This window comes from Amaricoccus sp., assembly GCF_047602525.1.
In the GTDB taxonomy this organism is placed as follows: domain Bacteria; phylum Pseudomonadota; class Alphaproteobacteria; order Rhodobacterales; family Rhodobacteraceae; genus Amaricoccus.
Map to the genome: position 1 here is coordinate 2,398,580 of NZ_JASGHB010000001.1, position 17,675 is coordinate 2,416,254.

15 protein-coding genes and 1 pseudogene are annotated in these 17,675 nt (G+C 72.3%); 7 read left to right on the plus strand and 9 right to left on the minus strand.

What is annotated here, in order from left to right; all coding sequences use genetic code 11:
- Positions 1-107 precede the first annotated feature (107 nt).
- The 3 genes from QM699_RS12340 (at position 108) to QM699_RS12350 (ending at position 2,966) form a co-directional block, all read left to right on the plus strand.
- Positions 108-1,165, plus strand: a protein-coding gene (locus QM699_RS12340) for an IS630 family transposase (RefSeq protein WP_415009400.1) whose coding sequence is annotated in 2 segments (ribosomal slippage) — positions 108-588 and positions 588-1,165 — 1,059 coding nt in all. Because the reading frame shifts where the segments join, the coding sequence is not laid out codon by codon here.
- 181 nt (positions 1,166-1,346) lie between these two features.
- On the plus strand, positions 1,347-2,144 hold the full coding sequence (locus QM699_RS12345; protein WP_415011398.1) for a calcium-binding protein: 798 nt from the start codon (positions 1,347-1,349) through the stop codon (positions 2,142-2,144).
- Between the two features lie 21 nt (positions 2,145-2,165).
- Positions 2,166-2,966: a calcium-binding protein gene (locus QM699_RS12350; protein ID WP_415011399.1), complete on the plus strand. Its 801-nt coding sequence runs from the start codon at positions 2,166-2,168 to the stop codon at positions 2,964-2,966.
- 26 nt (positions 2,967-2,992) lie between these two features.
- Here the strand turns inward: QM699_RS12350 and QM699_RS12355 are convergent, their stop codons facing one another.
- From QM699_RS12355 to QM699_RS12365, 3 genes are read right to left on the minus strand one after another with little or no spacing between them, the layout of a single operon-like run.
- Positions 2,993-3,763 (minus strand): heme ABC transporter ATP-binding protein, encoded by a 771-nt coding sequence (locus QM699_RS12355; protein WP_415011400.1) that lies wholly within the window; start codon positions 3,761-3,763, stop codon positions 2,993-2,995.
- A complete protein-coding gene (locus QM699_RS12360) occupies positions 3,760-5,685 on the minus strand; it encodes an iron chelate uptake ABC transporter family permease subunit (protein ID WP_415011401.1) in 1,926 nt (641 codons plus the stop codon). The genes QM699_RS12355 and QM699_RS12360 overlap by 4 nt, the downstream gene beginning before the upstream one ends.
- The gene (locus QM699_RS12365) at positions 5,669-5,977 is read right to left on the minus strand and encodes an antibiotic biosynthesis monooxygenase family protein (protein WP_415011402.1); all 309 of its coding nucleotides are present in this window, start codon (positions 5,975-5,977) and stop codon (positions 5,669-5,671) included. The genes QM699_RS12360 and QM699_RS12365 overlap by 17 nt, the downstream gene beginning before the upstream one ends.
- 295 nt (positions 5,978-6,272) lie before the next feature.
- On the opposite strand from QM699_RS12365, the gene QM699_RS12370 reads away from it, so the two are divergent.
- The 3 genes from QM699_RS12370 to QM699_RS12380 are packed head-to-tail and all read left to right on the plus strand — an operon-like array spanning position 6,273 to position 10,287.
- Positions 6,273-7,271, plus strand: a complete 999-nt coding sequence (locus tag QM699_RS12370) for a calcium-binding protein (protein ID WP_415011403.1) — start codon at positions 6,273-6,275, stop codon at positions 7,269-7,271.
- 11 nt (positions 7,272-7,282) lie between these two features.
- Positions 7,283-9,247, plus strand: a complete 1,965-nt coding sequence (locus QM699_RS12375) for a TonB-dependent receptor domain-containing protein (protein WP_415011404.1) — start codon at positions 7,283-7,285, stop codon at positions 9,245-9,247.
- A gap of 32 nt (positions 9,248-9,279) precedes the next feature.
- Positions 9,280-10,287, plus strand: a complete 1,008-nt coding sequence (locus QM699_RS12380) for a calcium-binding protein (RefSeq protein WP_415011405.1) — start codon at positions 9,280-9,282, stop codon at positions 10,285-10,287.
- Positions 10,288-10,321: 34 nt separating this feature from the next.
- Here the strand turns inward: QM699_RS12380 and der are convergent.
- The 4 genes and pseudogenes from der to QM699_RS12400 all read right to left on the minus strand — a co-directional run bounded on the left by der (position 10,322) and on the right by QM699_RS12400 (position 15,134).
- Positions 10,322-11,777: pseudogene (gene der, locus QM699_RS12385) on the minus strand (ribosome biogenesis GTPase Der).
- A 69-nt stretch (positions 11,778-11,846) separates the two neighbouring features.
- The gene (locus tag QM699_RS12390; RefSeq protein ID WP_415011406.1) at positions 11,847-13,178 is read right to left on the minus strand and encodes a PQQ-binding-like beta-propeller repeat protein; all 1,332 of its coding nucleotides are present in this window, start codon (positions 13,176-13,178) and stop codon (positions 11,847-11,849) included.
- Positions 13,179-13,191: 13 nt separating this feature from the next.
- A complete protein-coding gene (locus QM699_RS12395; RefSeq protein ID WP_415011407.1) occupies positions 13,192-13,857 on the minus strand; it encodes a hypothetical protein in 666 nt (221 codons plus the stop codon).
- Between the two features lie 89 nt (positions 13,858-13,946).
- Positions 13,947-15,134: a LysM peptidoglycan-binding domain-containing protein gene (locus tag QM699_RS12400; RefSeq protein WP_415011408.1), complete on the minus strand. Its 1,188-nt coding sequence runs from the start codon at positions 15,132-15,134 to the stop codon at positions 13,947-13,949.
- 116 nt (positions 15,135-15,250) lie between these two features.
- On the opposite strand from QM699_RS12400, the gene QM699_RS12405 reads away from it, so the two are divergent.
- Positions 15,251-15,811: a TIGR00730 family Rossman fold protein gene (locus QM699_RS12405; protein WP_415011409.1), complete on the plus strand. Its 561-nt coding sequence runs from the start codon at positions 15,251-15,253 to the stop codon at positions 15,809-15,811.
- Here the strand turns inward: QM699_RS12405 and rarD are convergent.
- Together rarD and QM699_RS12415 are read right to left on the minus strand one after the other, a co-directional pair.
- Positions 15,792-16,715, minus strand: a complete 924-nt coding sequence (rarD, locus tag QM699_RS12410) for an EamA family transporter RarD (RefSeq protein WP_415011410.1) — start codon at positions 16,713-16,715, stop codon at positions 15,792-15,794. The two genes, QM699_RS12405 and rarD, sit on opposite strands and share 20 nt — an antisense overlap.
- 119 nt (positions 16,716-16,834) lie before the next feature.
- Positions 16,835-17,338, minus strand: coding sequence for a hypothetical protein (locus QM699_RS12415; protein ID WP_415011411.1), 504 nt, complete (start codon positions 17,336-17,338; stop codon positions 16,835-16,837).
- Between the last annotated feature and the right edge of the window lie 337 nt (positions 17,339-17,675).

Here is a 17,675-nt window from a genome sequence, read left to right on the forward strand (position 1 = left end):
CGCGCGGGCGGCGCAGCGTAATACCAGCGCGCATAGGTCCTGACTCACGCGGGGGATTCCCCTGAGGGCGTTGTCGTGATTCATCATGGAGAACGAAGGGGTTTTCCATGGCGGCAGCGATCGGGCTTCGGGGTGATCTGGATGGTGACGATCTTCGCCGGCTGGCGCGGGACAGCCGGGATGCGAAGCAGGTGCGTCGGCTGCTGGCGCTGGCGGTGATCGCGGAGGGCGGCACGCGGACGGAGGCGGCGCGGGTCGGCGGGGTCGGGCTGCAGATCGTGCGGGACTGGGTGCTGCGGTTCAACGCGGAAGGCCCGTCGGGGCTGATCGACCGGCATGCCCCCGGCAAGGCGCCGACACTGACGGCAGAGCATCGGGCGGCGCTGGCGCAGGTGGTGGAGGCGGGACCTGAGCCCTGGCGCGACGGGGTGGTGCGCTGGCGGCGGATCGACCTGGTGCAGTGGCTCTGGGAGGCGTTCCGGGTGTCGGTGAGCGAGGCGACGGTGGGACGGGAACTCCGGGCGCTCGGCTTCCGCAAGCTTTCGGCGCGGCCGCGGCACTACGCCCAGGATCCGGAGGCGGCGGCGGCTTTCAAAAAAGTCTCCCGGAGCGCGTGGCGGAGGTCCGCGCCGCGCATCCCGGCAAGCGCATAGAACTCTGGTTCCAGGACGAAGCGCGGATCGGGCAGAAGAACAAGCTCACCCGAAGATGGGCGCGGCGGGGCGCCCGACCGCGGGCGCCGCACGACCAGCGCACCGCCTGGGCCTACATCTTCGGCGCGATCTGCCCGGCCGAGGGCAAGGGCGCCGGCATCGTCATGCCGTTCTGCGACACGCCGGCGATGCAGACGCACCTCGCGGAGATCAGCACCGCGGTGGCGCCGGGCGCCCACGCCATCCTCATCCTCGACCAGGCCGGCTGGCACCTCGCCCGCGCCCTCATCGTGCCGAAGAACATCACCATCCTGCCACTGCCGCCCCGCTCGCCCGAGCTGAACCCGGTCGAGAACATCTGGCAGTTCATGCGCGACAACTGGCTCTCGAACCGGGTCTTCAAGGGCTACGACGACATCGTCGCCCACTGCTGCGCCGCTTGGAACGACCTCGTCGACCAACCCTGGCGCATCCGATCCATCGGCCGTCGGGACTGGGCGCAAGGGTTCTGATCAATGCGGGTTGGTATAAACCATAGTTTCCCATTTACGCCCGGGAGGCCTCGGTTTGACCGGCCTCGCCTTGCGAACTGCCATTAGTTGTGTTGACCATGCCTCCGCGCCCGAGCACGGGTCCAAGCGACAGGTCGAGTTGAGGGCTGCACACCCTCGCTCAACCAACAGGAGGAAATTCATGCCACGCTATCTCGGAACCGCCGGCGCCGACAATCTCGCGGGCGGCCCGCTCAACGACTACATCAACGGTCTCGGCGGCGACGACACGATTTCGGGCCGCTTCGGCAACGACCGCCTGGTCGGGGGCGTCGGCAACGACTCGATCCATGGCGATCAGGGCAACGACCTCCTGAACGGCGGCACCGGCGACGACGTGCTGTTCGCCGACAACGGCGCGGATACGGTCTATGGCTGGACCGGCAACGACCTGCTGCGCGGCGGCAACGCGGCCGACATCCTGGACGGCGGCGACGGCAACGACACCATCAACGGTGACGAAGGCAACGACACGATCTTCGGCGGTGCCCATCACGACCGGCTGAGCGGCGGCTGGGGCAACGATTCGATCGACGCCGGCGACGGCAACGACACGGTCTACGGCAACCTCCACGACGATCGGCTGTTCGGCGGCACGGGCTCGGACAGCCTGGACGGCGGATCGGGCCGCGACCTCCTCTCCGGCGGCGCCGGACGCGACGTGCTCGCCGGCGGCACCGACAACGACCGCCTCGTGGGCGGCCAGCTCGCCGATACGTTCGTCTTCGAGGAGAGCAGCGGCACCGACACGGTGGTGGACTTCGGCCGCGGCAACGACAGGATCGACGTCGAGGACTTCGACTTCGCCAGCGCCGACGACGTGATCGCCACCGCCTATCAGAACGGGTCCGACGTGGTGTTCAACCTCGGCTCCGGCACGCGCATGGTCCTCGCCAATCACGTCGTGGCCGACTTCGACGCCACCGACTTCATCCTGTAAATATCGAGAGGGAGCAGACACATGCCCGTACAGGTTGGCACCACCGGCGCCGATATCCTGATCGGCGGCCCGCGCCAGGACATCCTCTTCGGTCTCGAGGGGAACGATACCCTCTACGGCCGCTTCGCGAACGACAAGCTCGTCGGCTATTTCGGCGCCGACGTGCTCTATGGCGACCAGGGGTCCGACACCCTGATGGGCGGCGCCGGAGACGACTCGCTCTACGGCGCGAATGGCCAGGACTCGCTCGATGGCGGCGCCGGCAATGACTACCTCTCCGGCGGCAACTCCGAGGACATCCTGTTCGGCGGCACCGACAACGACACGCTGCAGGGCGACGGCTGGAACGATACGCTCTACGGCAATGCCGGCAACGACTGGGTGAACGGCGGCACCGGCGACGACTTCGTGTCCGGTGACGAGGGCAACGACGACCTGCGCGGCGGGGCGGGGCTCGACCGGCTGGCCGGCGGCCTCGGCCAGGACACCCTGCAGGGCGGCGGCGACAACGACGCGCTGGTGGGCGGCGGCGGGCGCGACCTGCTCTCCGGCGGCACCGGCAACGACCGGCTGCAGGGCGGCCAGCTCGCCGACACCTTCGTCTTCTCGCTGCGCCAGGGCACGGACGTCATCCGCGACTTCGGCACCGGCAACGACAAGATCGACGTGACCGACTACGACTTCGCCAACGCCCAGACGGTGCTCGACACCGGCTATCAGAACGGCGACGACGTGGTGTTCAACATCGGCCTCGGCACCCGGATCGTCATCGAGAACCACGTGCTCGCCGACTTCGACGGCAGCGAGTTCATTCTCGCCTGACGCTTCCCGAGGTCTGGCGGCGTTCGTCAGAACTCGGAAAAGACCCGGAGCCCCCGCGTGGTCTGCTCGACCGCAAGGGGGCTCCCATAGACTTCGCTCAGACGGTCCGCCCGAAGCACCTCGACGGGCGGCCCGGCGGCCACGATGCGGCCTGCCTGCATGAGCGCCGCCCGATCGGCGAACCCGGCCGCGAGGTTCAAGTCGTGCAGCACGCAGAGCACGCCCGCTCCCGCGCGCACCTCGGCCCGCGCCGCGCGCATCACCACGAGCTGATGGGCGATGTCGAGGCTCGCCGTCGGCTCGTCGAGCAACAGATAGCGCCCGCCTCCGGCCGCCCGTCCGGCCCAGAGCTGCGCCAGCACCCGGGCCAGATGCGCCCGCGCCCGCTCGCCGCCGGACAACCGATCGGCGCCTCGCCCCGCCAGATCCGCGACCCCCGCCGCCGCAAGGGCCCGGGACCGGATGGCGGCCTCGTCGACGTCGGCCCGCGCCACCAGCGACATGCCGAGCCCGACCAGCTCCGACACGGTGAACGGCGCGGCCAGCGTCGGCGCCTGCTCGAGGATCGCCCGTTCCCGGGCGAGCGCACCGGGGCCGAGCGTCGCCAGCGGCCGGCCGTCGAGGCGCGCTTCCCCCGCCCCGGGGCGCAGCTCGCCCGCGAGCACCGCGAGCAGGCTCGATTTCCCGGCCCCGTTCGGCCCGCAGAGCGCCACGAGTTCCCCCGGCGCGACTGCCAGCGACACCGAGTTCGAGGACCGGCCGCCCGCCGCGCGCGAGCGAAACCCCGCGCGCCTCAAGCATTCCGCCGCATCCGCGCGAGCAGCAGCCACAGGAAGAACGGCCCGCCGATCAGGCTGGTGGCAAGACCGACCGGCGGCTCGGCGGGCGGCACCACCAGACGCACCGCAAGATCGGCGCCGAGCAGCAGCCCCGCGCCCACCAGCGCCGCGGCCGGCGCCACCAGCCGGTGCGACGGCCCGACGCACAGCCGGGCGATGTGCGGCGCGACCAGCCCGACGAAGCCGATCGGCCCGGCGACCGCCGTCCCCGCCCCGACCGCGAGCGCCGAGAACAGCCCGGCCCGCCGCTTCAGCCGCTCGACCTCCAGCCCGGCGTGCCACGCCGCCCGCTCGCCGAGCTGCAGCAGGTCGAGCCCCGCCGCGAGCCGCCAGAGCCCGGCGCCAGCAACGAGCGCGCAGGCCGCGGCCAGCCCGGCCGCGCGCCAGCTGGCGCCGCCGAGCCCGCCCATGCTCCAGAACGTCAGGTCGCGCAGCTGGCGGTCGTCGCTCAGGTAGGTCATCAGTCCAACCCCCGCGCCGGCAATGGCGTTGATCGCGACGCCGGCGAGGATCAGTGTCGCCGCGTCGGTCGTCCCGCCGCGCCGCGCGATGGCGAAGACGAGGGCCGTGGACGCCAGCGCGCCCGCGAACGCCGCCCCGGGCAGCAGCCACGGCCGGACCTCCGCCGGCACCGCCCCGACGAGCGCCTCGGCGAAGACGATCGAGGCGATGGCGCCGAGCGCCGCCCCGGCGGTGACACCGATCAGCCCGGGGTCGGCCAGCGGATTGCGCAGCACCCCTTGCAGCGTCGTGCCCGACAGCGCGAGCCCGGCGCCGACCGCCGCGCCCAGCGCCACGCGGGGTGCGCGGATTTCGATGACGATCGCCCGCGCGCTGTCGCTGCCCTGCCCCGAGAGCGCGGCCAGCACCTCGCCGAGGCCGAGCGGCACCGGCCCGAGCGCGATCCCGGCGACCGCCAGCGCCAGCACCGCCAGGGCGAAGCCGGCGAGAACGACCGCCGGTCGCGGAGACGGCCGCCTGCGAAGCGACCGCATCAGAAGCTCGAGGGTCGCGCCGGGATGCAGGGCGCGGGCCAGCTCTGCCACCGCCTCGGGCGTGCGCGGGCCGAAGCCGAGCAGCTTCAGCCCGTCCATCACCACGATGCGGCCCGTCCGCCCGGCCGGCGTCTGCCCGAGCCCGGCGGCGGCCACCGCCTGCTCTGCCCCGCCTGCCGGCCCGACCGCATGGTCGGGCAGCAGGACGACCTCGGGCGCGAAGCCGACCGCGGCCTCCGCGGACAGCGGCTTGTAGCCGTCGAAGCCCTTGACGGCATTGCGCGCGTGGGCGAGGCGGATCATGGCATCGGCGGCGGTGTCGCGCCCGGCGGCCATCGGCGCACCGCGGCCGACCGAGATCAGGAACAGGACCGACGGCGTGTCAGGCAGGGGGGCGAGCGCCGCCTCGACGCGCGCGAGATCGGCCGCGACCGTCGCGGAGAGCCGCGCCGCCGCATCGGAAAGCCCCAGGCTTGCACCGACGAAGCCGATCTTGGCCGCCACCGCCGCCATGTCGTGGCCCGGCGGCCCCACCTCGACCCGGAGGCCGGCCGCGCGCAGCTGGTCGAACACGGCGGGCGGCCCGGCATCCGCGCTGGCGAGCACGAGGTCGGGCGCGAGCGCGAGGATGCCCTCGGCCGCCAGCCGGCGCATGTAGCCGACCTTGGGCAGCGCCGCCGCCTCCGGTGGCCAGGTCGCGGTGTCGTCGGTGGCGAGCACCCGGCCGCCGGCACCGAGGGCAAAGGCGATCTCGGCGAGGTCGCCGCCCGCGATCACGATGCGCCCGGCCTCGGCCGCCCGCACCCGCGGCGCGAGGAGCGCCGCCCCGCCGGCGATGAGCGCCGCGCGACGGGTCAGCCCGCCGCGGTCAGACCCCCTCGACACTGGTGAAGCCCTCGAACTCGGGATGCCCGAGGTAGAGCGGCTTGTTGGCGCCCGCCCCCTTGTGCGCCTCGCGGAACTGCTCCGACTTCGTCCACGCCTCGAAGGCGTCGCGATCGCGCCAGATCGTGTGCGAGGCATAGAGCGTATGGTCGTCGCGCCCCGGCCCGCGCAGCAGGTGGAAGTCGACGAACCCGTCCATCTCGTCGAGCCGGCTCTTGCGGCTGCGCCAGACATCCTCGAAGGCGTCCTCCGACCCATGCTGCACCCGGAACCGATTCATCGCCACGAACATCTCGCTGGTCCTTCCCTTGCCGACGGCGCGGATGCCGCGGATTTCCAGGCGGTTTGCCCGTCCAGAGCGATTCAGTCAAGAATACGAAAGCGACGCCGCCGCATTGTTGACTGCGTAAGTCAGGAATGCTAGCGCGTTGGCGGAATAGGGGAGCCCGCCGCGGTCACTGCACCGCTCCCGAGGATCCGGCCCCGGGGTGGGGCCGCCCTCGCCGCCAGTCACGTCCTATTTGCGCCGGTCCCGTCGCCTCGACGCCCGGACGCATGCAGCAACGCCGACGAGCGGGGGACAGGACATGACCACAGCGGTGCTTTCCATCGACGCGACCGCCCTCAAGGGCTTCGATTTCGCCACCTACATCTCGACGCTGTTCGCCGACTCCGGCGCGAGCGACTACACGTTCTACGGCGGCACGGCCGACGGCGCCTTCGGGGCCACGTACTACCTGAACGGCAGCCAGATCGTCACCAGCTACGCGGACACCGCCACGGTCGCGATGATGGACGGCGACAATCTCGCCTACGACTTCATCCACTACGGGCCGGCCTACGGCCACGGCATCTCGGGCACGCTCGACTCCCTCGTCTTCGGCGACTGGGTCGACGGCGTGACCACCGGCACCGAGGGGACCGGGGCGGCCGGCCGCGTCACCGGGCTGGCCGAGGGGCTCGTCATCGACGGCTTCGGCCTGACGGCGGCAAAGGGCGCGGGCTTCGATCCGGCGACGAACAAGGTCTATGCCATGTATGCGGCGCTGACCGGCAAGGACGCGGCCGCTGTCTACGGCCTCCTCTCCGGCTACGCGCTCGACGTCACCGGCTCGGCGAAGCAGGACCGGCTCGCCGGCTATGACCACGACGACACGCTGAGCGGCGGCACCGGCAACGACCACCTCGCCGGCAAGGGCGGCGCCGATGTGCTGAACGGCAACGGCGGGTCGGACGTGCTGCTCGGCGGCACCGGCAAGGACCAGCTCTTCGGCGGCAGCGGCACGGACGCGCTCTATGGCGACGGCGGCGCCGACCGGCTGAGCGGCGGGCTCGGGGCCGACAAGCTGTCGGGCGGGCTCGGCGCCGACACCTTCGTGTTCGCGGCCGGAGACGGCGCCGACCGCATCCTCGACTTCAACCTCGCGCAGGACAGGATCGACCTGACGGCGTTCCACCTCGATGGCTTCGGCGATATCGACGTCGAGGATCGCGGCTATGGCGCCCACGTCACCGTGGCCGACGTGAGCATCGACCTGCGCGGGATCGAGGCGGGCGACCTCGGCGCCGACCACTTCCTGCTCTGAGGCGCGACGGCATGGCCCGCCGCGGGCGCCTCCTGCCCCTGCCGGTCGCCGCCGCGGCGCTCTGGGCGACGGCCGCCGTTGCCCAGGACGCGCCCGAGGCGGAGACCGTGCTCGACACCCTCGTCGTCACGGCGTCGCCGGGCGGCGAGGGGGCGGACGCGCGCGGCTTGGTCGATGCCGACGCCCTTGCCGGCGCCTACCAGGGCGCCGGACTTGCGACCGTGCTCGACGGCATCGCCGGCGTCACCACCGCGACGAGCGCGGGCGACCCGGCGATCGCCGTCAACATCCGCGGCCTGAGTGGCCAGGGGCGCACCGTCGTCACCATCGACGGCGCCCGCCAGAACTTCGCCCGCAGCGACCACGGCGTCAGCGGCAGCTTCTACCTCGACCCGGAGATGCTGCGCTCGGTCGCGGTGGTGCGTGGCACCACCGGCACCGATGCCGCGCCGGGCGCGATCGGCGGCACCGTCGCGCTGCGCACCCTCGAGGCGGGCGACCTCCTCGCCCCCGGCGCGACGCAAGGCGGCGAGGCCCGCGTGCGCACCGGCACGCTGACCGCCGAGCCGACGCTGCACGCCGCCTATGCCCGCACGCTGGGCGAGCGCGCGACCGGCCTCGTCGCCGTCACCCGCGCCGAGGCGTCGGACTACGACGCCGGCGACGGCGCGCGCGTCGAGGCCGCCGAAAGCCTGCGCTCCGGCCTCGCCAAGTTCGGCTTCACCTTCGACGGCGGCCAGGCCCTCACCCTGGGCTATTCGGCGCTCTCGTCCGACTTCCGCACGGGCACCACCTCCGGCTATCCGCGCCGCAACGCGGCCGAGGTCTCGAACGCCACCCTTGCCTATCAGGCGGGCCCGGCCGAGCTGACGCTCTACCGCAGCGAGACCGATCTCGCGCAGCAGAGCCTCGACGCCGCGCTGGCGCCTACCGGCCCGTGGCGCTCCTACGACACCACGACCGACGGCCTGCGTGCAGCGAGCAGCATCGACGTCGCCCTCGGGCCGACCGACCACACCCTCGGCCTCGTGGCCGAGGCGTTCCGCGACACGGTGACGACCGACGATCCCGCGGCCGCCCTGACCGGGGGCAGCCTCACGCCCTCGGGCAAGCGCCGCATCGCCTCGCTCCTCGCCGAGGACAGCGTGCAGCTCGGGCTCGACACCCGCGTCGCCCTGTCGCTGCGCTATCTCGACTACGCGCTCGACAGCCCGGACGGCGCCGTCTCCGACACCTCGCTCTCGCCCGCGGTCACGCTGGAGCGCCGGGTGCTCGGCGGCCTCGTGCTCTACGGCACGCTGGCACGGGCCAGCCGGCCGCCCACCCTGTCGGAGTCGCTGGTGAACGGCAGCCATCCGCCGCCCGCGACCTTCGACATCCGGCCAAACCCCACCCTCTCGCCCGAGCGCGCGCTCACCACCGAGATCGGCGCGACGCTGGCGCTCGCCGACCTGATCGTCCCGGGCGACAGCCTCGACGCCCGCCTTGCCGTCTATCGCAACGACGTCGACGACTTCATCGGGCTGGTGCAGAGGGGCACGCTGTTCGACGCGTGGTTCCAGTACGAGAACATCGACAAGGTGCGCATCGAGGGCGTGGAGCTCGACCTCGCCTATGACGCCGACCGGGTCTTCGGCAGCCTTTCGGGGCAGATCATGGCCGGCGAGAACCGCACCACCGGCGGCGCGGTCTCCGGCGTGCCGCCGAGCCGCCTCGTCCTGACCGGGGGCCTGCGCGACCGCGACCGGACGCTGGAGGCCGGCGCCCGGCTCTCCGTCACCACCGCCCGCGCGGACGGCACCCTGTCGAGCGCGGCCTGGACCACGCTCGACCTGTTCCTGACCCGCGACCTCGGCCCGAACGCGCGCCTCGGCCTCGCGCTCAACAACATCACCGGCGAGACCTACACCCCCTACCTCACCACCGAGCCCGCGCCCGGCTTCAACGCGCTGGCCTCGATGTCCATCACCTTCTGACCCCCGCCAGCAACCCCGAGAGGACGCGCCCCATGACCCTGACGATCACGCTCACCGCCCAGAACGGCCAGGGGGTGAACTTCAACACCGGCTACGACGCCTTCTTCAACGACTTCACGCCCTACGGCTTCCCGCTGATGAACGGGCCGACCTCGACCCGGATCACCCAGTTCGTCCACCTCGACACCCCGGTCACGGGCCAGGAGGCACAAACCAAGGCGATCCTCGTGAACGGCGACAATTTCCAGTACACCTTCGCCAATCACACCGTCAGCGGCGAGGTCGACGAGGTGCGCCTCGTGCGTCTCGGCGCCGCGTACAATGCCGGCACCGGCGATCTGAACCTCACGAACGGCACGGTGCAGACCGCCGCGGACTACATCACCATCGCCGGCCTCGACCTGCAGAACGCGCCGGGGGTGAAGGGCGACGTCCACGAGCTGATCGCGGGCTTCATGGGCGGCGGCCCGTCGGGCACCGAGGCCGACCCGACCGCGCTTTCCGACCACCTCTGGTCCGAGGGCCACAACGTCATCGGCTCGACGGGCAGCGACTCCTACGTCGGGTCCCGCTTCGCCGACATCGCCCGCGGCTACGGCGGCAACGACACGCTGTCGGGCCAGCAGGGCAACGACCGGCTGGAGGGCGGGGTCGGCAAGGACGTCCTCCTCGGCGGCATCGGCAACGACACGCTGGTCGGCGGCGGCGGCGCCGACCGGATGACCGGCGGCACCGGCGCCGACACCTTCGTCTTCAACGCCGTCACCGAACCGGCGACCGATCTCGTCACCGACTTCAGCCGCACGCAGAAGGACAAAATCCAGCTCAGCGCCATCGACGCCGATACCTCCACCGCCGGCAACCAGGCGTTCCACTGGATCGCGAAGGCGGCGTTCTCCGGCGACGCGGGCGAGCTGCGTTACGTCACGTCGGGCGGCAAGACGATCGTCTACGGCGACGACGACGGCAACAAGGTGGCCGACTTCCACATCGACCTCACCGGCACCATCGCCCTCGCCGCGAGCGACTTCATCCTGTGATCCGCCGCGGGCGCTGCCGGTGCGCCGGCGGCGCCTACCCCTCGAAGCGCCGCGGCTTGTGCTTGTCGAGCGACGTGACGTTCGCCTTGCGCCGGTTGGCATACGGATTGTCGCCCGAGCGCAGGTACAGCCGGATCGGCGTCCCCGGCATGTCGAAGTCCCGGCGCAGGCCGTTCACCAGGAAGCGCTTGTAGTCCTCCGGCACCGCATCCGGGATCGAGGCGAACAGCACGAACGTCGGCGGCCGGGTCTTCACCTGCGTCATGTAGCGCAGGCGGATCCGCCGCCCGGCGGGCGCGGGTGGCGGATGGTCGCCGACCTGCGCCGCCAGCCAGCGGTTCAGCCGCGCCGTCGAGATCCGGGTATTCCAGACCGCATAGGCCTTGACGATCGCCGCGTGCAGCCGGTCGAGCCCCTTGCCGGTCAGCGCCGAGACCATGACCATCGGCGCGCCGCGCAGCTGGGGCAGCAGCCGGCCGAACGCCTCGCGCAGCTCGTTCAGCTTCTGCGGCTTCTCTTCCTCGAGATCCCACTTGTTGACGGCCACCACCACCGCGCGGCCCTCGCGCTCGGCCAGATCGGCGATGCGCAGGTCCTGGCTCTCGAACGGGATCTGCACGTCGAGCAGCACCACGACGACCTCGGCGAACTTCACCGCGCGCAGGCCGTCCGACACCGAGAGCTTCTCGAGCTTCTCCTGGACCTTCGCTTTCTTGCGCATGCCCGCGGTGTCGAAGATGCGGAACGGCGTCCCCATCCAGTCGGCCTGCACCGCGATGGCGTCACGGGTGATCCCGGCTTCCGGCCCGGTCAGCAGGCGGTCCTCGCCGAGGATGGCGTTCACCAGCGTCGACTTGCCGGCGTTCGGCCGCCCGACGACGGCGATCTGGATCGGTCGCCCGACGGGCAGCGCCGCCCCCTCGCCTTCCTCGTCGACATTGTCGTCGATCTCGTCGCCGCCGTCCACGTCGACCACCTCGGCGGCATCGGGGAACTCCTCCGCCACCGTCTCCAGCGCCCGGAGCAGATCCTCCATGCCGATGCCATGCTCGGCCGAGAGCGCCACCGGCTCGCCGAGGCCGAGCTTCCCACGCCTCGATCAGCCCCGCCTCCGCCGCCCGCCCCTCGGCCTTGTTGGCGCCGAGGATCACCCGCGGCGCGCGCTTGCGCAGCAGCTCGGCCAGCGTGCGGTCGACCGGCGTCACGCCGACCCGCGCGTCGATGAGGAACAGGCAGACGTCGGCGGCGTCCACCGCCCGCTCCGTCAGCGCCCGCATCCGGCCGGGGAGGCTCGCGTCCGTCACCTCCTCGAGCCCGGCGGTGTCGATGACGGTGAAGCGCAGCGGCCCGATCCGGCCCGCGCCCTCGCGCAGGTCGCGCGTCACCCCCGGCTGGTCATCGACCAGCGCGAGCTTCTTGCCGACGAGGCGGTTGAAGAGCGTCGACTTGCCCACGTTCGGGCGCCCGACGATGGCGAGGGTAAAGGACATTTCGAGCGGCTTTCCCGGGCGGGCAGCGCCCGAGGCGCCGCGCCGGCCGATCCTTAACCGCGCGACGGGTCATTGGAAAGCGAGAAGCTGCCCCTCGGTGGTGACGATGTACATGACGCCGCCCGCGACCGCCGGCTGAGCCGCGGCGCCGCCCGGGATGGCGATCTCCGCCAGCCGCGAGCCGTCGACCGGCGAGAACGCCCGCAGAAAGCCGTCACCGCTCGCCACCCAGATCCGCCCGCCCGCGAGGATCGGGCCGTAGTAGGGCACCGCCCGGCTCGGCTTGCCGCGGCCGAACAGGCCGCCGTAGGGGAACCACTGCGGCAGGCTCACCTGCCAGATGTAGGCGCCGGTCGCCGCGTCGGCCCGCACCAGCGCGCCCTCGTCGGAGAGCAGGAAGATCGAGCCCCCGACCGGCCACGCCGGGCCATAGGAGCCCTCGTCCATCGTCCACACCCGCTCGCCGGTCGTGGCGTCGATCCGGGTGGTGCGGCCGGCCTGGTTCGAGGCGTAGACCACATCGCCGTCCACCACCGGCGCGCCGCTGATGTCGACGATGGCGCTGCGCACGTTTTCCGGGCGGCCGCCGGTGATCGCGGTGCCCCAGATCGTCAGGCCGTTGCGCGCCAGCACGCCCAGCATCTCGCCGGAGGCGAAGGGGACAACCGCGAGCTGGCCGTTCACCGCCGGGCTCGAGCCGCCGAGCACGCCCGGGCCGCCGGTGCCCTGCACCTGCCACAGGATCTCGCCGGTGCGCGCGTCGAGGGCAAAGCCGTTGTCGTCGCGCTGCACCACGATCACCCGGCCGTCGGCAACGGCAGGCGCCGCCTGAATTGGCGCGGAGAGCTTGCGCTGCCAGATCGTCGCGCCGGTCGCCGGCTGCAGGGCGTAGACCTCGCCGAAGCCGGTGGTGACGTAGAGCACGCCGTCCGCCGCGGCAAAGCCGCCGCCCGGGCCGTTGTCGTTCATCTGTCCCGGCGGGACGAGGCTCTTGGTCCAGGCGACCTGGCCGTTGCGCGTGACGGCGGTCAGCTGGCCGCCGGCGTCGATGGTGAAGACCAGCCCCTGCGTGACGATGGGTCCGGTCAGGAGCCGCCGCCGCCGGGCGTCGCCTTCGCCGATCGACACCGACCAGGCGAGCTGCGGCACCGGCCGGAACGCCGGGTTGACGAGCCGCCCGGCCGAAGCGCCGTTGCGGTGGGTCCAGTCGGCATTCGCCACCGGCGCCGGGATCGCGATCGGCTTCGCCTGACCCGGCCCGGCGGCCGGCGGCACGGTCTCCTCGCGGACGGGAATGCGCACGCCGGGCAGCGGCGCGTCCTTCTGGCTGCAGGCGGCGAGCGCGAGGAGGATCGCGACGGCGGCAGGCAGGGCGTTGGCGGGCAGCACGCGCGGACCCATCGACGTGCCGCCGTCAGCCGTTGGCCAGGGGCAGCGTCGCGCTGCCGCCTGCGGCGATGACGAGCTGGCGCGCCCGCGCCCGCAGCGCCTCGGTCGAGGCCGGATCGGCGATCACGGCGTTCAGGTCCTCGATCGCGGCCGGCTTGTCGCCCTGGTCGAGGTGCATCAGCGCCCGCTGCTCCAGCGCCAGCGGCCGGTACGGCGCATCCGGCGCCGCCAGCGTCTCGAGCGTCGCCGCGCGTTCCGAAGGGTCCATGGTCTTGCCGAGCAGCATCACCCGCTCAAGCGCGGCGAGCTGGCGGTAGACCGGCAGCGCCGTGCTGTCGTCGGCCAGCGCGAGCAGCACCGCGGCGGCCTTGTCCTGCTGCCCCGCGGCCACCAGCGCCCCGGCCTCGCCGAGCCGGGCGACAATGGCGTGCGGCGCGTCCTTCGCCACGTCGCCGAACAGGCCGGCGCGGGTCGCCGCGTCGGTCTCGGCAAACGCGGTGCGCAGCGCCTCGCCCGCGCCTTCCGCCTGGCTGGCCCGTCGCGATTTCAGCACCTCGTTCGCCGCCGCGCCGCCGACGATCACCGCGACGAGGGTGACGAGGATCCAGCCGTACCGGCGCAGCGTGGCATAGAGGCGATCGCGGCGGACCTCCTCGCTCACCTCGTGGATGAAGGAATCGCTGTTGTGCAAGGCCCGAGGTCTCCGATCCGGTCGCCGCCCCTCTTACCCGCCGGCCCGCTTGGTGCCAAGGGCTTCGGGTAACACGCTCCCCGGCCGCCTCACTCCGCCGGCGCGGCGGCTTCGTCCGGCACGCGGAAGATCTGGCCGGGATAGATCAGGTTCGGGTCGCGGATCAGGTCGCGGTTGGCGGTGTAGATCTTGGTGTACTCCACGCCCGAGCCGTAGCGCGCCCGCGCCAGCATCCAGAGGTTGTTGCCCGGCTGCACGGTCAGTTCCGGCCCCGTCGCGGCGATGGCGCCGGGGGTCGAGCCGTCCGGCCGCGGGCGCGGCGGCGGCGGCAGGTCGCGCTGGAACGGCGTCTCGATCCGGCTCGCCACCACGCCCGTCGGCCCGAGCTGGTCGACGCGCAGGCGATAGAGGCCCTGCGCCACGTCGCCGAGCGCTGTCTGCCACCGGCCGTCCCCCGCCACCCGCACCTCGCCGGCAAAGCGGTCGTCGACGTAGACGCGCACGACCGCGCCGGCGGTGCCGACGCCCGCGAGGCGCACCTCGCCGCTGGCGGCGTAGGAAATCGAGCCCAGCGTCACGCGCCGCGGCGCCGCCGGATCGCCCGGCGGCGGCAGCACGTCCACGCCGCCCTCCCGCACGATCGCCGTTGCCGCCACGGCCGGCGCCGCTGCCGTCTGGTCCGCCACGGGCGCGGGGGCGTCCGCGGAAGCCGAGGGGGTGGGCGGGGTCGCTGCCGCGTCGGCCACCGACTCCGTCTCCGGGGCCTGCGGCAGCAGCATCACCACGTCGGAGGAGTTCTCCGTTCCCGCCGGGGTGGCCGCCCCGAGGGTCAGCGCCCGCGGCGCGGCGCTCGGCTCGACGGAAAACAGCGCGACGAAGTTGCCCTGCCCGTCCGCTTCCGCCTCGGCGACGGGCGCGCCGTCGGCGAAGACCGTCACCTTTGCGTTCGGCGCCGCCGTGCCGACCACGGCGGCCTGGCCGTCGGGTTCCACCCGCACCACGTCGAACCCGGGCGCAGGCTGCGCCGACCCGGGCGCGGCCGGCGTCGCAGCGGTGCTGGCCTCGGCAGGTGCTGTCTCGGCAGGTGCTGTCTCGGCGGGAGTCGCGGCCGGCGCCGCGTCGGGCGCCGGCGCGGCGGCAGTGGCCGTTTGATCGGCCGGACCGCTCACCGGCGCCGGCTCCGGGCGGCCCGTGAGCCACGCCGCGGTGCTGCCCGCGACGATCAGGAGCGCCGTCGCGGCGAGAACCAGCGCAGAGCGCGACGATCGGTCGCCCATGTAAGCCTTCCTTCCGGGCCGCGCCGCCCCTCGCCTCGGCCGCAGCAGTTTGCTAGCTGACAGGTTGTCACAGTTTGTCCACGGCGCAAAGTCCGAGAAAGATCAGGAGCCTGCTCATGCCAGTTCCAACGGCCCGATCCGTCTGCGTGTTCTGCGGCTCGCGCGCCGGCCGCAAACCTGTCCACGCCGATGCGGCGCGCAGCCTCGGCCGCGCGCTCGCGGAGGGCGGCTTTCGCCTCGTCTATGGTGCGGGCGACGTCGGATTGATGGGGGAGGTCGCCCGCGCCGCGCTCGGCGCCGGCGGCGAGACCTTCGGCGTCGTGCCGCAACACCTGATCGACCGGGAAAGGGGCAAGCGCGACCTCGGCCGGCTCATCGTCACCGAGACGATGCACGAGCGTAAGAAGGTGATGTTCATGAACGCCGACGCCGTCGTCGCCCTGCCCGGCGGCCCGGGCACGCTCGACGAGCTGTTCGAGGTGCTGACCTGGCGCCAGCTCGGCCTGCATGCCAAGCCGGCGTTCGTGCTCAACACCGGCGGCTACTGGGATCCGCTGCTCGCGCTGCTCGAACACATCGTCCACGAGGGCTTTGCCGAGCGCAGCTTTCTCGGCTTCCTCGAGCCGGTCGCCAGCGTTCCCGAGCTGATGGAGCGCCTCAGGGCCCGGGTCGGCTGACCGCGAGGCGCTCCTGACGCAGGCTCTCGCTCGAGTAGAGCGCGAGCCCGGTCCAGATCAGCGCAAAGGTGACGCCGTGCCAGACGGTGAACCGCTCGCCGAAGACGAGGACGGCGACGAGAAACTGCAGCGTCGGGTTCAGATACTGCACCAGTCCGAGCGTGGCATAGGGAATCCGCCGCGCGGCGTAGGAGAACAGGATCAGCGGCCCGCCGGTCAGGATGCCGGAGAAGACCAGCATCGCACTGGTCCAGAAGTCCCGCCCGAACGCGCCACCCGTGCGGCCGCCGATGTCGGACCAGGCGCCGGTGTGCATCCCCCAGAGCCAGACCAGCGCCAGCGGCGTCAGGATCAGCGTCTCGAGGAACACGCTGATGACCGGCCCGAGCGGCAGGCGATTCTTCACCAGCCCGTAGACGCCGAACGTCCCGGCGATGGCGAGCGCCGTCCACGGCGCCGCCCCGAGGCCGTAGGTAAGCAGGCAGACGCCGGCCACCGCGAGCCCGATCGAAACCGACTGCAGCCGGGTAAACCGTTCGCCCAGCACCAGATAGCCGAGCGCCACCGCGAGCAGCGGGAAGATGTAGTAGCCGAGGCTCGATTGCAGCGCGTGGCCGGTCTGCACCGCATTGATGAAGAGAAACCAGTTGCCGGCGATCATCGCCGAGCTGATCGCCAGCAACGCGAGGATCCGACGGTCGGCCAGCGCCGCACGCACGTCGGCCCCGCGCCGCTGGATCAGGATGACGACGCCGAAGAACACCGCGCTCCAGAGCGTCCGGTGGCTCAGCACCTCAAGGGGCGGGACGGCGGCGAGCGCCTTGTAGTAGATCGACGACAGGCCCCAGATCGTCGCCGTCGCGACCATCGCCAGCACGCCCTTCCGCCCCTCGGTCAAGCCCACGTCCGCGCCTCGGCCACGGGCGCCCCTCCCCTTGTCAGGGGCGCGACGATGGCCGAGACGGCCGGCGGCGGCAAGAGGAACCCCCAAGGCCGCCGCCCAGCCTCCCGGCCGGGCTGCCGTCAGCCGATGTCGCGCGAAATGTCGTGCGTCAGGCCGCTGACCTCGCCCTGGAGGCGATAATAGCTCGGGTCGGGCAGCCAGCCGTGGATGTCGGCGGCGCGGATCGCCTGCGACCGGATGCCGGCATCCTCGGCCATCAGCGTGTTGTAGCTCGCCCCGGACAGCCGGCCCGCGGCGCGGTCGGCCCGAACCTGCGACGCCTGGCTGCCCAGCTCGTCGAGCAGGAAGTCGAGACGCGGGCGGCTGTGCACGGCCGGTTCGACGACATAGGCCGGCCCGGGCACATAGACCGGCTCGGGCACCACGACGGGCGCCGGACGCCATCCCCAGTAAGGCCCCCAGTACGGGTGGTGCCAGCCCCACGAGTCTCCGACCGTCACCCACGTACCGGCAGAAGCCGTCCCGGCAATGCTCAGGCTGGCGGCGAGGACAGCACCGGCAATGCCGGCGGATTTCAGAAGATTGCGCATCGTCTCGCGCTCCAGAACGCCGGCGCCGCTCACGGGCCGCCGGATCCCTCCCGAGCCTTCCGGGACATGTCGCGTCGCCCGGGGCACCGTGTCGCCGCCGAGCCGGCATGTCCGGGCTCGTGGCAAGGATCTAGGCCGATCCCCCGCTGTGCCGCAAGGCGGGCACACGCGAACGGGAAGGATGGTCCCGGGCCGGTGAACGACGGGGCAGCGTTCGGTCGCGGCGGCGATGAGCGATGCTTCAAGCAGCCGGTCGGGAGAAGCTGGTCCAGCCGAGGCTCAAGCGACCTTGCGCGGTTCGGAACAGCTGCGAGCTTCAGATTGGCGAAGATAGAAATTGGCGGACGCGAAACTACGCGAGTTCAGAGAA

Coding starts and splice junctions, on each gene's coding strand:
- QM699_RS12405 (WP_415011409.1), top strand. CDS start 15,251: ATGCCAGTTCCAACGGCCCGATCCGTCTGCGTGTTCTGCGGCTCGCGC.
- QM699_RS12380 (WP_415011405.1), top strand. CDS start 9,280: ATGACCCTGACGATCACGCTCACCGCCCAGAACGGCCAGGGGGTGAAC.
- QM699_RS12370 (WP_415011403.1), top strand. CDS start 6,273: ATGACCACAGCGGTGCTTTCCATCGACGCGACCGCCCTCAAGGGCTTC.
- QM699_RS12365 (WP_415011402.1), bottom strand. CDS start 5,977: ATGTTCGTGGCGATGAATCGGTTCCGGGTGCAGCATGGGTCGGAGGAC.
- QM699_RS12375 (WP_415011404.1), top strand. CDS start 7,283: ATGGCCCGCCGCGGGCGCCTCCTGCCCCTGCCGGTCGCCGCCGCGGCG.
- QM699_RS12400 (WP_415011408.1), bottom strand. CDS start 15,134: ATGGGCGACCGATCGTCGCGCTCTGCGCTGGTTCTCGCCGCGACGGCG.
- QM699_RS12345 (WP_415011398.1), top strand. CDS start 1,347: ATGCCACGCTATCTCGGAACCGCCGGCGCCGACAATCTCGCGGGCGGC.
- QM699_RS12350 (WP_415011399.1), top strand. CDS start 2,166: ATGCCCGTACAGGTTGGCACCACCGGCGCCGATATCCTGATCGGCGGC.
- QM699_RS12390 (WP_415011406.1), bottom strand. CDS start 13,178: ATGGGTCCGCGCGTGCTGCCCGCCAACGCCCTGCCTGCCGCCGTCGCG.